A 13,051-nucleotide genomic window follows, 5' to 3' on the forward strand; every position below is an offset into this window, starting at 1 on the left:
CGAACGGCCGAGGCCCACATCCGATATGCTAGGTTAATGCATATCTTGCCGGACAAATTCTTGCCCACAAGGCCACTGTCAGGTTCCCGTCCTTGGCACCAGACCGACCTTGAGTCGCGACAGCGCCAAACGAGCATTCCATAGCCCGATTGCAAGTTTGTGGATTGCAGCTCGGCATTGGACACGGTCAGGTTAACCGGCGTCGAGGCCCAATTGCGGCGGCGGCAACTGAGGTTGCCATCGAGCCAACGCGGCCTAAAACGCGAGGGGCAATGGTTGCCCATCGCCCCTCTGACAGCCGCCGACGGGATCGCCGCCGCCTAACTGAAACTTACCACTTGTAGTTTAACGTCATGCCATAGCTGCGCGGCTCCTGCCAGTTGGCGGTGCGAAGCATGCCAAAGTCGATGCCCTGCATCTGTTTCTTCTCGTCGCTAACGTTCTTGACCCAGATGGCCAGATCTGCGCTGCCTGGTCCACCAACCGGAATGCCGGCCAACAGCAACTTGAAGTTGACGTTGGTAAGCGCAGGTATGCTATCAAGCGCTGCGCTATAGCTACCACCGGCATTAGAGGCTCGCAGATCCTTATTGACCGAGTAAAGGTAGGTCGACGAGACATAAGTGTAATCAACAATCGCGCGCAGCGTGCCCCAAGCCGTCTTGGTCAATCGACCGTCGACTGTCAGGCTGGCCGTGTTCTTAGGCGCGTAGGGCGCGAGCTTGTTGCTTGCCGTGTCGATCAGCGGTCGGCCGGCAATGTTTAGCGCATTGTCGATATACGAACCGTACTTGGTATCGAGGTAACCGTAACTGCCCTGGACCTTCCAGCCTTCGACCGGGATCAGCGCACCTTCCAGTTCCAAGCCCTTGTAGGTTGACTTACCGGCGTTGGACAGAAAGGATTCGGTCGATGCAGGTACCAACTGGGTCAATTGCTGATCGGAGATCTTGTTCTGGAAGATCGCTGCGTTCAACTGGGCACGGTTATTGAAGAATGAGTTCTTGACCCCCAGTTCCACCGACACCGAAGTCTGCGGCTTATAGGGCGTCAGCACCGCTTTGCTGGTCAGTTCAGAACTGAAGCCGCCACTCTTGAAACCTTTGGCCACGCGCGCGTAAAGGTTGGTCGTGTCGCTATACTTGAATGCCAATGCCGCCATGGGCGTTGTGCCGCTGAAAGTCGCGTTGTAATCGACCGGCCCAAAGATGTTGGACTTGAACGGGCCGTCATAACCGGTGGTGTTAAAGCGGTGTGTCCAACCGCCCTTTTCTTCTCTGGTCTGGCGCACGCCGGCGGTAGCTGTCCAAGCCTCGGCCAGCGCATAGTCGAGTTGTCCGTACCAAGCCTTGGTATTGGTTCTCGAGGAGTAGTCGGAGCGAATCGGACCTCCCAAGAATAAATCAAAATTCTGTGCACCCACCGTAGTACCATCATCCTTGAAGTTGTACAGGCCGAGCACGTATTTCAGGCGATCAATGTTGCCGATCCACTGCAGTTCATGCGAATCTTGCTTGTAGTCGGTGAGCCGATCATAGTAAACGTTCAAGCCCGCGAGAAAGCCAGGGAATACGGTGGCAAAATTTACTGGCGTGCCGTCAATATCTTGGCGGTCGTTGTACCTCATCTTGCGCGTTGAGAAGATGTACTTGAGCTCATTCCTGTCGTTGAGTTTGTAATCCGCAACCAAGGCGTGTCCCTCGGTGCGCGATCTTTCGAAGATGCCGGCCGAACCGTTGGTGCTAACCGTGTCGGGCCGCGTCTGCGTAACGTAAGGCAGCATGGCATTGTGTTGTGCATTGCCCAAGGCCGTAACCACGAACGTACCGCCAAACGCGGATGCAAAAGGAAGCCAGAATGTCTTAAGCCCTCCAGACCACCCCTCTAGCGAATAGAGGCTGGTCGGCGCCGGAGTATTGTTGATCTCGGAGTGGTCGTAGGTGTAGTCGACCTTGAAATCCTTGCTGAAGTCCAGCGTTGCAGCGAGACGATATGCTTCCTTGTCCTTGGCACCCAAATCGGGACCCGTAAGGTTTTTGGCCCAGCCGTTTCGGTCTTCTTTGCGATAGCCAACACTGATGCTTGCGATGCCCATCTTTGGCAGGTCAAGGAGACCCGCTCGACAGTGTGTCTGCGGTTACCGATCTCCGCCGACCGAGCCACTCCAGTCGCCGGTTGGGCGACGGCTGACGAGGTTGACCGCGCCGCCTTCGGTGTTGCGCCCGAACAGAGTGCCCTGCGGGCCGCGCAGGACTTCAACTCGTTCGATATCAACAACGTCGAAGACACTGCCCTGCGACTTGCCAATGTACACGCCATCGAGGTACATACCGACTGCCGGATCAACCCAGATGGCCGGCTGGCCGGTACCGGAGCCACGCAAAATTACAGTGGAGATAAGGTCCGAGCCCGGATTGGAACGGAATGCCATGTTCGGCGCCACAGCGTTGAGGTTGGCGATGCCCTCGATGCCCCGCGCTTCCAATTGCGCTCCGCTGATGGCGGTAATAGAAATCGGCACATCCTGCAACTTCTCTTGTCGCTTCTGGGCCGTAACGACGATCGCTTCGAGTTGCTCCTGCGCCATGGTGCCACCGGCGTAGATCGAAGCGATCAGCATCGGCAGTGCCCGGACAACCCATTTTGATTTATTAGTTGCCATCCTGTTTCTCCTCTTCAAGTGAAATGAAGTACGTTGCGCCACCTTGGCAACAACGCGTGTACGTCGGCTCGCCGCAGATACTCAAGCCCCCGCGGGCCATACGCGGCACAACTGTGGCGAGTGTATCGAAGCATGCAAACGCAACATCGTCCATATGGATGAGATACAGCTTTGCATCATCCACAGCTTGAGCAATGCGCCAAGTTCGGGATTTGGTCGCCCACCTCCATCCATTGGCAAGGAATGGCGATATCCCCGACGTTCAGTAACGACAGCAGGGGCGCCACCAAACTGGGAATTGCCAAATATTCTTCCGTGCTCGGCATACTCACAACCTGATTGAGCAGAAGCAATCTAGCGATATCTTTAGCCGACGCCTTCTCATGCCCTTTCGCTACAGCCATTTCATGTGATGGCAATTTACAATGACATCAGCAGCTGGCCGCCGTCCACGCGCAACTCCGTGCCATTGATGGCGCGCGCCTGCGCCGAGGCCAGAAACAGGATGGCATCGGCGACATCCTGCGGCCGGCATTGACGCTGCATCGGATCGCGATCCATGCACAGCAATTCGGCGTCGACCCCCGGCGGAAGCTGCGAGAGTGTCATCGCCGTCAGCACGCCGTCGGGATGCACGCTATTGCAGCGGATGCCGTAACGCTTCTGGCGGCAATGGATCGCCACCGCACGCGACAGGCCGAGCATGGCATGCTTGGATGCTACATAGCCGACATAGTCGGAGCGGGCACTGAGGCCGGTGATGGAGGAAACATTGACGATGGCGCCGCCGCCCTTGCCTTTCATGACGCGCACGGCCGCCTGACAACCGAGAAAGGCGCTGTCGGTATTCACTCGCAGCAACTTGTGCCACTGTTCCAGCGTGGCGTCCTCGATGCTGCCCTTGATCAAAATGCCAGCATTATTCACCAACACATCGAGCCGCTCGTAACGCGCCAGCACTGCCGCAATTACACTGTCCCACTCGGCAGGAGAAGTCACCTCGTGTGGCAGGTACAATGCGCGACCGTCGCCCTGCGCGGCGTTGATCTCCTGAGCCACGGCCGCACCAGCTTCAACATCGAGGTCGGTCACCACCACCTGGGCTCCTTCATGTGCAAAAGAAAGCGCCGTGGCGCGGCCTATGCCTCCGCCACCGCCGGTGATCATGCATACTTTGTCGTGAAACCGATCCATGCTGTTTCTCCCTTGTGAATTCTCTAGTGAGCGCCCGTCAAGCGCCCGCTGCGCGAATCTGATTCAGCGCAAGGTCGTTTGGCGGGTTTTCCACGCACCAAATGCCGGCCGGGTCGTAGATGTACGCTACGCCGCGATTGCAGGAAGTGCAGCCGGACTGGCGCAGCACGCCGTCGCGGAACTTGTTGACCAGGCCGGGATCGTGGATAAGTGCGCGCCAGCACCACGCACTCGAAGCCGTCGCGCATCGCCGTGGTCACGCCCTCCATGGACTTGACACCGCCCAGATAGGCCAATGGCATGGTGACGCCGGCCCGTACCTGGCGCGAATACTCGAGCAGATACATCTCGCGGAATTCGACCTTGGGTGCATTCATCTGCGACAGCTTCAACATGAGGTTGGTGACCCAGCTGCCTTTCAGCACCTTTTGCATCTCCTCCATATTGTGGTTGCTGCCGAAGGTGAGCCAGCCTGACTCGATGTTGCGCCCCGCGCTGAGAACGAGCATGTCTGCGCCCGCCGCCTGCAATGCCTGCGCGGTGACCACACCATCGGCGGCCGTGGCGCCGCCAGGCACGCCATCAGCGACGTTAATCTTGGCCAGCACGGCCAAGTCGTCGCCCACCGCCTGCTTGACACGGGACAGCACTTGGGCGGGAAAACGCACGCGATTCTGGGCACTGCCGCCGTACTGGTCACGACGCTTGTTGGAGAGCGGCGAAATGAACTGGTTGAGCAGATAGCCGTGGCCCATGTGCAGTTCGACGGCGTCGAAGCCCGCTTCTCGGCAGAGACGAGCCGCCGTCACGAACTGACCGGCCACCAGTTCCATGTCCGCCTCGGTCATCGCCCGCTGCCAGATATTACCGCGCAACAATCCGGCCTTGTTGATGCCGGAAGAAGCACTCATCGTCGCGCCGGCCACCTTGCAGGAGGTGACGAAGGAGCCGGCATGGGTGATCTGGAAGGAAATCCTGCCCCCCTCTGTGTGCACCGCCTCGGTGACCGCCTTGAGGTCGGGCAGCACTTCCGGGTTCAGCCATATCTGGTTGGGCAGGGTGCGCCCAACCTTTGAAACAGCGCCATAGGCGATGGTGGTGAGGGCCACGCCGCCGCGCGCCATATCGCGATGGTGCTGCAACAGGGCCCGTGAGGGTGCCCCGTCGATACACATGCCCTCGTTGGCACCGGCGCGAATGAACCTGTTGCGCAGACTGATCGGACCAAGCTGAAACGGACTGAATGGATCCTGGTGCATCGTGTTCATGGGTATCGTTCCGATATGATGGGACCAAGGGGCCAATTCTTCTCGTGCGGCGTGCCGACACGCATCTTGAACCAATGCTTCAGCAAGGCTTTCTCCTGATACAGCGGCGTGCTGGCACTGTAGACCACGCTGTGATCAAGATACATCGGATCGGTGAGGGTGTCCTCGCCCCGACTCATGACTTGCTTGCCCAAGCGCGGCGTACACCTCAGTCTTAGCAAGGGCGCATCTACCTTGCCGTTCAGCACGCGTACCCAGTCGGTACGTCTGCCGACCATTTTCATGTTGCCGGCCAGGTCCACCTCGACCACATCGATCGACTGGCGAAAATCGGGCCGCAGATAGCGCGTACCGAGTTTGACCAGATGGCCCTGGATTTCCTTCATGGCCCGGCGCGCATCGATTCCTTCACCGATATCGGCGTACTGGTCAGCAGGCAGGAAACTGGCCTCGACACTTGCGACTGCGGGAAGTCCCATCAAGGCCAGGGACAAAACAAGACAGCGCAAAAGGGTCCTCATGACTTTCTCCTCTGGTTGTGAACGGTCATCAGGCGACCGGCCATACACCAGTTAGTTGCGTGCCTTGGCTGCGCCTGCCCAGCGCGAGTCCGAGGCCTCGCAGCAGGGCGTTGCGCATCTGCCGCGGGTCGATGATTTCGTCATAGGCCATGGTGTCGGCGCTGCTCCAGGCGCTGTCCGCCACCGCCACCACGAGTTGCTCCAGCGTCGCAGCATCGAACTTAGCGGCGGCGCCGCCGCTGCCGGCGGGCAGCCCGCCCAGCGAAATACCCGGGAAAGCCAGCGTTAGCGTCTGCGCATCGAAGGGGTTCATGGCCATCAGGGAACTTCCGAAGCCGTAGGCCTTGCGCAGCGTCACATGCAGCTTGGGACCGGACAGCGCCGCCTGGGCAGCATACATCCGTGCTGCTGCCCGCAAGGTGCCCGCGCGCTCGGCGTGCGTTCCGGACATGACTCCCGGATTGTCGGCGAGAAAAATTACCGGCAGATGATAGCTTTCGGCCAAACCCAGGAAGTGGGCGGCCTTGCTCGCCGCCTCGGCGCTGATGGCGCCCGCAAGCACCGCCGGCTGGTTCGCCACGATCAGGCAGGGATTACCGCCCAGGCGCAACAGCCCGACGATCATCGATCCGCCGTAGAGCGGCTGCAGTTCGAGACATTCGCCGTCATCGGCAAGCAGGCGTACGACACCGGCCATGTCATAGGACCGGGCAGGATGGCGCGGCACCAGATCGAGAATTCCACCCAGTGAACGCTCGCCGCAATCGCCGACCACTTTGCGGGCGGATATTCCCGGGCATTGCCGGGCAGATGCGCCAGGTAGCTGCGAATCAGGCGACAGGCTTCCTCCTCGTTGCGCACCAGGTTATGCACCACGCCCGATACGCTTGCGTGCATGGTCGCTGCCCCGAGTTCGGCCTTGCTCACCTTTTCCCCAAGTGCCGCCTCGACCAGAGGTGGCCCCGCGGCGAACAGCGTCGCGTCCTCAAGGGCGATGACGAAGTCGCACAGCAAGCCGCTCAGCACCCCATGCCCGGCTGACGAGCCGAGCACCAGGGCCAGCGTCGGCACTTCGCCGGAGAGCCGCGCCAACTCCTGAAGGTCGTTGCCGGCATAGGGGTAACGTTCGAGCGCGTTATCGGCACGAGCACCGGCGCCGTCGAGAATCAATAACAGGGGACAGCACTCCTGCCGAGCCAGGGTCGCCAGACGGAGACGCTTTGCAGCCGTGCCGTGACCTATCGAACCGCCGGCGACGGTGAAGTCCTCGCAGGCAAGCAGGAGCGGACGTCCGTCGAGACGGGCCATGCCTGCCACCAGCGCATCGGCCGGGCGCACGGGCTCGCCGCGATAGCTATGCCCGCCGACTAAGGTGCCCAGTTCGATGAAGCTGCCCTCATCCACCAGGAGTTCCACCATTTCGCGCGCATTGCGGCGTCCTGCACGGGCGCGCAGCGCAAGCTTCTCCGCCCCCCCCATGGCGCGCGCAACGCTACGCCGGCGCTCTAGTTCCGCCAGCGACTGCGCCCAATCTTCAGGTATCTGTGCCATATCGTTGCGGCGGATTGTCGCCCCCACCGTCCTGGTGGGAACCGTCCAATCGGACGATATGATTCTCGAAATTGCGCCTACCGGAAATTTATTAACGATATCTATGCACCATGCGGCAGAGCAGCATCCGGTCGCCCATGATTGTTCAGACGACGACAAGTGCGCCGTCCACTCAGTGCCCTAAGCGGAAGTGGCTACGCCCAAAAGCGTCCGCTCAAAGCCATATTAAGCGGGTATCCACAAGCCGCCCTTTGACTGAGGTCATTTAGAGCCCCTGGATAAAATGGGACGCGCATCCGAAGCATTTTTTTGGACGCGCGCCAACAGGGCTGGGTAAGCAGACTCCCGGCCCAGCTTCAAATTTAGGTCGCTACGGTGCTTAAGCCTTACGCCGAAATTCCCTAAGCGACTTACCATAACGATTGCGGAAGGTGCGGCTGAAGTGGGAGCCATCGTTAAACCCATACTCGAAGGCAATCTCAGTGATGGAGCGACGTTTCCCTGACTGGACTTGCAGGGCGTTCCGGCAGCATTCCAATCGATGCTCTAGCAGGTATTGAGAAAAGGTTCGGCCCGTACCGCGCATCAGCATATGCACGTATCGGGTTGAGATGCCACACGTGGCGGCGATGCTTTGCACGTCCAGTTGGGAGTCGTTCAGGCGCTCACCGATATATTCCAGTAACCGCCGCCGCTGGCTATCGATTGGAGGGGTTGGACCCGCCTCGTCACGGCGTAACGTGCGGCTTCATGAGGGATGTCTGCGATTCTCCAGAATGGCCTGTATTGTTTTCCCGTTCCAGTAACGGGGGATCGTCCGTATGGACGGTTTGAGCAACGGCCGGGAAGACTAAAGTGCCTGCGGCCTCCCTGCTGGTCCGAGAGGAAAACGACATGCCTGCTGAAGCTGAAGTTGTCAGTACCGATCCTGCGCGACTATCGTCGGCATTGAGTGCTTGGCTGGCCGCGCGCCATCGGGATGCCCAAGGAATTTCCATCAGCAATGTCCGCAACCCTGCCCAGGGTTTCTCTAACGAGACCCGGCTGCTCGACCTGCACTGGACAAGGAATGGCCAGCCGCAGATGCAACCTCTGGTTCTGCGCATTGAATCCAGGGAGCCGGGCACCTTTCCCGAGTATGACGTCTCCGTGCAGTATCACTGTATGGAAAATCTGCGCGACAGCGCTGTGCCGGTTCCCGGGCTATTTGGCTTCGAACAGGAAGCTGGACTACTCGGCGCCCGCTTCTACCTCATGGAGCGAATCGACGGCCTGGTTCCGAATGAAAATCCTCTTTATCACGTCGAGGGCTGGATGCATGAGCTTACGCCGGATGGACGTGCCGCTCTGTGGATGGAGGGCATCGACCTTGTCGCCGCAGTCGCCGATGCCGACATCTCCGGCGGTCGGTTCGACTTTCTTGACCAACGGAAATTCGGCGCCACTCCGCTGGACCAGATGCTCGGCTACTTCAGGAACCACATGCTCTGGGCGGAAAGTCTAAACCGGCCCTACCCGCATCTGCATCGCGCCTGCGACTGGTTGTATGCCAATCGGCCCGCCAACCAGCCGGTGGGCTTGTGCTGGGGCGATGCCAAGCTAGGCAATTGCGTCTACCGCGACGGCCGCCTGGTCGCCGCCCTCGACTGGGAAGGTGCCCACCTCGGGAGCCCGGTGGCGGACCTGGCCTGGTGGCTGACCATCGACCGCTGTCTCAGCCAAGGCGATGGCGTGCCCCGCCTGGAAGGCCTGCCAGACCGCGATAAAAGTGTGGCGCGCTGGGAATCCGCTTCCGGCAGACGGGCCGACAACCTTGAGTACTACGAAGTGTTCAGCGCCTTCAAATTGGCCAGCATCATGGCCCGCATCGGCACCGTATTCGGGCAGCGCGGCCTGCTGCCGAAGGGATTCCAGATGGATACGGACAATGGCGCCGCCAATGTACTGGCGATGCTCGGCGCCAAGCACGGCTACTGACGGCCGACGCCTGCCGCTGCGCTAGCGCAGCTTTGCCTCCGCGCGAATCAGGTCCGCCGCGCGCTCGGCGATCATGACCACGGGAGCGTGGGTGTTGCCCGAGGTCAGCGTCGGTATCACCGAGGCATCGACAACGCGCAAACGATCGACGCCGCGCACACGCAACTGCGGATCGACGACAGAGTCCGTATCGCTTCCCATGCGGCAGGTGCCGACTGGGTGATGCACGGTCACGCCGACATCCGCCGCGAAATCGAGCAATTGCTCGTCGCTACATGTCGCAGCACCGGGGTAAACCTCGGCGGCGACCAGCGCTCCCAACGCCGGCTGAGCGGCGACCCGCCGCGCGATCTTCATGCCCGCAAGGGTAAGCCCCCTGTCATGTTCGTTCGACAGGTAGTTGAAGAGGATGCCGGGAGCCGCAGCGATGTCTGGGCTCCGCAGGTGGACCTTGCCGCGCGCCTCGGGACGCAAGAGGCAGGGTGCCATGGTGAGGCCCGGAAACTTGTGCGGCTTCCTGTAAGCGACATCGCTTGGGTTCAGTTCGCCGGTCACGGGCAGGCAATGGAACTGTATGTCGGGCCGCGCCGAATCCGGCGAACTCCTGACGAAGGCGCCGACTTCGGCTCCAGGCAGCGTCATGGCTCCGCGCCGTGACGACAGGTAGCGCAGCACTTCCCAGACTAGCCTGATGCCCTGCAAACGATTGTTCAGACTCGGCACGCCGGACTTCAACCGCCACATCATCGGAATCAGGTAATGGTCCTGCAGATTCGCGCCCACCGACGGCCGGTCGAGCAGAACCGGAATGCCCTGCGCCTGCAGCGCGCCGGCCGGGCCGATGCCGGAGAGCATCAGCAGGCGCGGCGAGTCGATGGCCCCGGCGCTGAGCAGAACTTCGCGGACAGCCTGAGCCTGAACGACGTCCCTGCCCTGCCGGTATTCGACACCGGTCGCTACGCCATCCGTAATCAGCACCCTCGTGCTCAGGGCGCCGGTAATGACCGTTAGATTGGGCCGCTGCCGCACCGGATCGACGAAGGCCCGCGAGCAGGACCAACGCTCCCCGTTGCGCGTGTTGGCCTGGTAATAGCCGGCGCCTTCCTGGCTGGCACCATTGAAATCGGGGTTATGCGCAAAACCCGCTTCGACGAAGGCACGGATGGTGGAATCGCTGACGGGATGCTTGTCGACCAGATCCGACACGATGAGCGGACCGCCGACGCCGTGAAACTCGTTGCACAGGGTCTGCTGATCCTCCGACTTGAGAAAGTAGGGCAGGACGGAATTCCAGCCCCATCCGGCAGCACCGGCCGCCTCCCACTCGTCATAGTCTGCCGCCTGGCCGCGAACGTAGAGCATGCCATTGACCGTGGAGCAGCCGCCGAGGATACGGCCGCGCGGCAATAGCTGGCCGCGCTGATGGGTGCAGGGTTCGGGGTCGCTCTGGTACTGCCAGACATACTTGTCCATCAGGATCATCTTGCCCCAGCCGGCTGGCATGCGCGTCATCAGGTCGCCATCCTTGCCGCCTGCGTCGAGCAACAGAACGCACGCGCCCGGATCCTCGCTGAGCCGGTTGGCCAGCACGCAACCGGCGGAGCCGGCGCCGACGATGATGTAATCGAACTGCATGGCTTCCATGTGCTGTCTCCCGGCTGGCTTCAGATGCTGCGCGCGATGCGGTTGCCTGAATGAATGGCACCCTCAATGTAGCCGACAGCCGCGCCGTCGCCGGCCTGATACACCGGCACGCCGCCCGCGCCGAGCCGCCGCGCCACACTGTCGTCGGCCTGGGTGCCGATGGCCAGCACCACCGAGTCGGCGTCCAACGCGTGTTGAGCACCTTCGGCATCGGTATAGATCACCTGTTGTGACGTGATTTCCTGCACCGTTGCCTGCGCGATGAGTTGAACGCCATGCCTGCCGACATCATCCAGCACGCGCCAGCGCCGCACCAACGAAAATTCGCGGCCGAACTTCTCTCCCTTCTCGATAACAGTGACATCGCGCCCTCGCGCAGCAAGAAACTCGGCCAGTTCCAGTCCGACAAGTCCGCCACCGACGATCACAACGCGATTGCCAAGGGGCATCCACAGGTGCGAAAGTTTCTGCAGCGCCTGCTGACTGCCGGTTGCCCCGATCATGCCGCCGGCCTTGAACAGGGCTCGTTCGGCGAGGTTGAGCTTGTTCCTGGCGATCTCGTCGGCGCGATCGCCGGTGAGCAGCCGGCGCAACTCGTCGCCATTCCACACGTGCTTTGCGCCGACCCCGGAAAGGGCTGCGGCGCGCGCAAGGCGCCGGTAGCGACGATGATCGTCTCGGCTTTCAGGCTCGCCACCAGTGCCAGCGTTACCTCGGTGTTGAGGCGCACTTCGATGGGCAGGCTGCCCACCTGCGCCACCAGGTAGTCGAGCAACGGCGCGTTTTCGGGTGCCGCCAGGGCGGCGAAGAACAGCGTGCCGCCCAAGCGGTCGCTACGCTCGACCAGGGTGACGCGGTGGCCGCGCAGGGCGGCGACCCGTGCCGCCTCCATGCCGGCGGGTCCGCCGCCGACGACCAGCACGCGCTTGGGTGTGGCGGCAGGATTGATGGCGTCCTCGAATTCGTGACCGGTAAGCGGATTGACCGCGCACTTGACGCGTCGGTTGAAGAAGATCTCACTGACGCAGGTATAGCAATAGATGCAGGGTCGCACATCCTGCAGCCGCCCTGCGGCAAGCTTGTTGGGAAGATCCGGATCGGCGAGCAGCGGGCGCGCCATGGCCACGAAATCGCAATGACCGGCGGCCAGCGCCGCTTCGGCGGCCTCGGCATTGAGGCGTCCGGCGACGATCACCGGCACCGCGACCGCCGCCTTGATGGCCTGCGCATAACCGACAAAGCCGCCCGGCGTGTGCACCAGTGGCGCTTCGGTGAAGGCCGCGCCGGTGGTGATGCTGGCGTAGGCAGAAATGTTAACCGCTTGGGCACCGGCGGCCACTGCCAGCTTCGCCGCAGCTTGGGCGTCCACGATGCCGATGCCGCCCGGTGTGCGCAGTTCTTCGCCGTCGAGACGAAGCCAGAGTCCGAAGTCGGGACCGACGCGCTGGCGTATCGCGATCAGGATTTCGACCATCAGGCGAGCGCGATTTTCCAGACTGCCGCCATACTCGTCTTCGCGTTGGTTGTAATAGGGCGAGAGGAAGCCAGCAATGATGTAAGTGTGTGCGGCATGCACTTCCACAGCGTCAAAACCAGCCTCCTGCGCCCTCGCCGCGGCAGCAGCAAACCACTCAGTCATCTGCTGGATGTCGCCTTTGTCCATGACGTGAATCTGCGGCGGCCCCTTAATGCCAGAACGGAGAAAGCTTCGAGCTCGTCCTTGGTCACGGCCTTCATCATGTCACTGGGCTGCTGCTTCGGTATCGAGGGTAACCATAGTGGGCGACCCGCTACCATGTCACGCACTGCAGTCTTGCCGGCGTGCTGCAACTGCATGGCTATCTTGGCGCCGTGGCGGTGCGCACGCGCGGCCACTCCGCGCAGGCCGGGAATGTAATCGTCAGAGGAAACGCCTACTTGGTAGGGTTCGGCCGAGCCGGCCGGGTAGGCGACAGAGCAGACACCCATGATTAGGAGGCCTGCGCCGCCGACGGCGCGAGCCTCGTAGTAGGCCTGGATACGCTCGCCGCAGTAGCCGTCATCCTCGGCAAAATTGGAGCCCATCGGCGACATGACTATGCGATTGCGCAAGTCAAGCTTGCCGATGCGCCCCGGATTGACCAGATGCGGAAAGGATTGTGTAACACTCATGGTGGTGTGTGCGCTTGGGCGATTTGAAGGGTTGTCGTCAGCATTGTTTTGCCGAGCCGGTTCCGGCGAATCGTCCGTTTGGA

At 61.3% G+C, this 13,051-nt stretch carries 10 protein-coding genes and 2 pseudogenes; 1 reads left to right on the top strand and 11 read right to left on the bottom strand.

What is annotated here, in order from left to right; genetic code table 11:
• Window positions 1–331: 331 nt before the first annotated feature.
• From IPP88_09725 to IPP88_09755, 7 genes and pseudogenes are all read right to left on the bottom strand, one after another.
• Window positions 332–2,095, bottom strand: coding sequence for a TonB-dependent receptor (locus IPP88_09725; GenBank protein ID MBL0122983.1), 1,764 nt, complete (start codon window positions 2,093–2,095; stop codon window positions 332–334).
• 42 nt (window positions 2,096–2,137) lie between these two features.
• Window positions 2,138–2,662: a TonB-dependent receptor gene (locus IPP88_09730; GenBank protein MBL0122984.1), complete on the bottom strand. Its 525-nt coding sequence runs from the start codon at window positions 2,660–2,662 to the stop codon at window positions 2,138–2,140.
• Between the two features lie 420 nt (window positions 2,663–3,082).
• Complete coding sequence (locus IPP88_09735) at window positions 3,083–3,856, bottom strand: glucose 1-dehydrogenase (protein ID MBL0122985.1); 774 nt, start codon at window positions 3,854–3,856, stop codon at window positions 3,083–3,085.
• A gap of 37 nt (window positions 3,857–3,893) precedes the next feature.
• A pseudogene (locus IPP88_09740) lies at window positions 3,894–5,124 on the bottom strand (NADH:flavin oxidoreductase).
• Complete coding sequence (locus IPP88_09745; protein ID MBL0122986.1) at window positions 5,121–5,645, bottom strand: DUF3016 domain-containing protein; 525 nt, start codon at window positions 5,643–5,645, stop codon at window positions 5,121–5,123. The pseudogene IPP88_09740 and the gene IPP88_09745 overlap by 4 nt, the downstream one beginning before the upstream one ends.
• Window positions 5,646–5,673: 28 nt before the next feature.
• Window positions 5,674–7,196, bottom strand: a pseudogene (locus tag IPP88_09750) (acetyl-CoA carboxylase carboxyltransferase subunit).
• A 379-nt stretch (window positions 7,197–7,575) separates the two neighbouring features.
• Entirely contained in the window at window positions 7,576–7,836 is a 261-nt protein-coding gene (locus tag IPP88_09755) for a helix-turn-helix transcriptional regulator (protein MBL0122987.1), read from the bottom strand.
• Window positions 7,837–8,090: 254 nt separating this feature from the next.
• Here IPP88_09755 and IPP88_09760 point away from each other — a divergent pair, with 254 nt between their 5' ends.
• A complete protein-coding gene (locus IPP88_09760; protein ID MBL0122988.1) occupies window positions 8,091–9,173 on the top strand; it encodes a phosphotransferase family protein in 1,083 nt (360 codons plus the stop codon).
• A 21-nt stretch (window positions 9,174–9,194) separates the two neighbouring features.
• Here IPP88_09760 and IPP88_09765 read toward each other — a convergent pair whose 3' ends face one another.
• The 4 genes from IPP88_09765 to IPP88_09780 are packed head-to-tail and all read right to left on the bottom strand — an operon-like array spanning window position 9,195 to window position 12,968.
• A complete protein-coding gene (locus IPP88_09765; protein MBL0122989.1) occupies window positions 9,195–10,817 on the bottom strand; it encodes a GMC family oxidoreductase N-terminal domain-containing protein in 1,623 nt (540 codons plus the stop codon).
• Window positions 10,818–10,837: 20 nt separating this feature from the next.
• Window positions 10,838–11,320, bottom strand: a complete 483-nt coding sequence (locus tag IPP88_09770; GenBank protein MBL0122990.1) for an FAD-dependent oxidoreductase — start codon at window positions 11,318–11,320, stop codon at window positions 10,838–10,840.
• Window positions 11,317–12,480 carry an FAD-dependent oxidoreductase gene (locus IPP88_09775; protein ID MBL0122991.1) on the bottom strand — a complete coding sequence of 388 codons (1,164 nt, stop codon included), beginning with the start codon at window positions 12,478–12,480 and terminating at the stop codon, window positions 11,317–11,319. The genes IPP88_09770 and IPP88_09775 overlap by 4 nt, the downstream gene beginning before the upstream one ends.
• The gene (locus tag IPP88_09780) at window positions 12,453–12,968 is read right to left on the bottom strand and encodes a hypothetical protein (GenBank protein MBL0122992.1); all 516 of its coding nucleotides are present in this window, start codon (window positions 12,966–12,968) and stop codon (window positions 12,453–12,455) included. The genes IPP88_09775 and IPP88_09780 overlap by 28 nt, the downstream gene beginning before the upstream one ends.
• Window positions 12,969–13,051 lie beyond the last annotated feature (83 nt).

The sequence above is a fragment of the Betaproteobacteria bacterium genome, from assembly GCA_016720925.1.
Taxonomy (GTDB): domain Bacteria; phylum Pseudomonadota; class Gammaproteobacteria; order Burkholderiales; family Usitatibacteraceae; genus UKL13-2.

Bases quoted from the DNA above. Each gene is read 5' to 3' on its own strand.
- IPP88_09725 (MBL0122983.1), bottom strand. From the start codon at position 2,095: ATGGGCATCGCAAGCATCAGTGTTGGCTATCGCAAAGAAGACCGAAAC.
- IPP88_09730 (MBL0122984.1), bottom strand. From the start codon at position 2,662: ATGGCAACTAATAAATCAAAATGGGTTGTCCGGGCACTGCCGATGCTG.
- IPP88_09735 (MBL0122985.1), bottom strand. From the start codon at position 3,856: ATGGATCGGTTTCACGACAAAGTATGCATGATCACCGGCGGTGGCGGA.
- IPP88_09745 (MBL0122986.1), bottom strand. From the start codon at position 5,645: ATGAGGACCCTTTTGCGCTGTCTTGTTTTGTCCCTGGCCTTGATGGGA.
- IPP88_09760 (MBL0122988.1), top strand. From the start codon at position 8,091: ATGCCTGCTGAAGCTGAAGTTGTCAGTACCGATCCTGCGCGACTATCG.
- IPP88_09765 (MBL0122989.1), bottom strand. From the start codon at position 10,817: ATGGAAGCCATGCAGTTCGATTACATCATCGTCGGCGCCGGCTCCGCC.
- IPP88_09770 (MBL0122990.1), bottom strand. From the start codon at position 11,320: ATGATCGGGGCAACCGGCAGTCAGCAGGCGCTGCAGAAACTTTCGCAC.
- IPP88_09775 (MBL0122991.1), bottom strand. From the start codon at position 12,480: ATGGACAAAGGCGACATCCAGCAGATGACTGAGTGGTTTGCTGCTGCC.
- IPP88_09780 (MBL0122992.1), bottom strand. From the start codon at position 12,968: ATGAGTGTTACACAATCCTTTCCGCATCTGGTCAATCCGGGGCGCATC.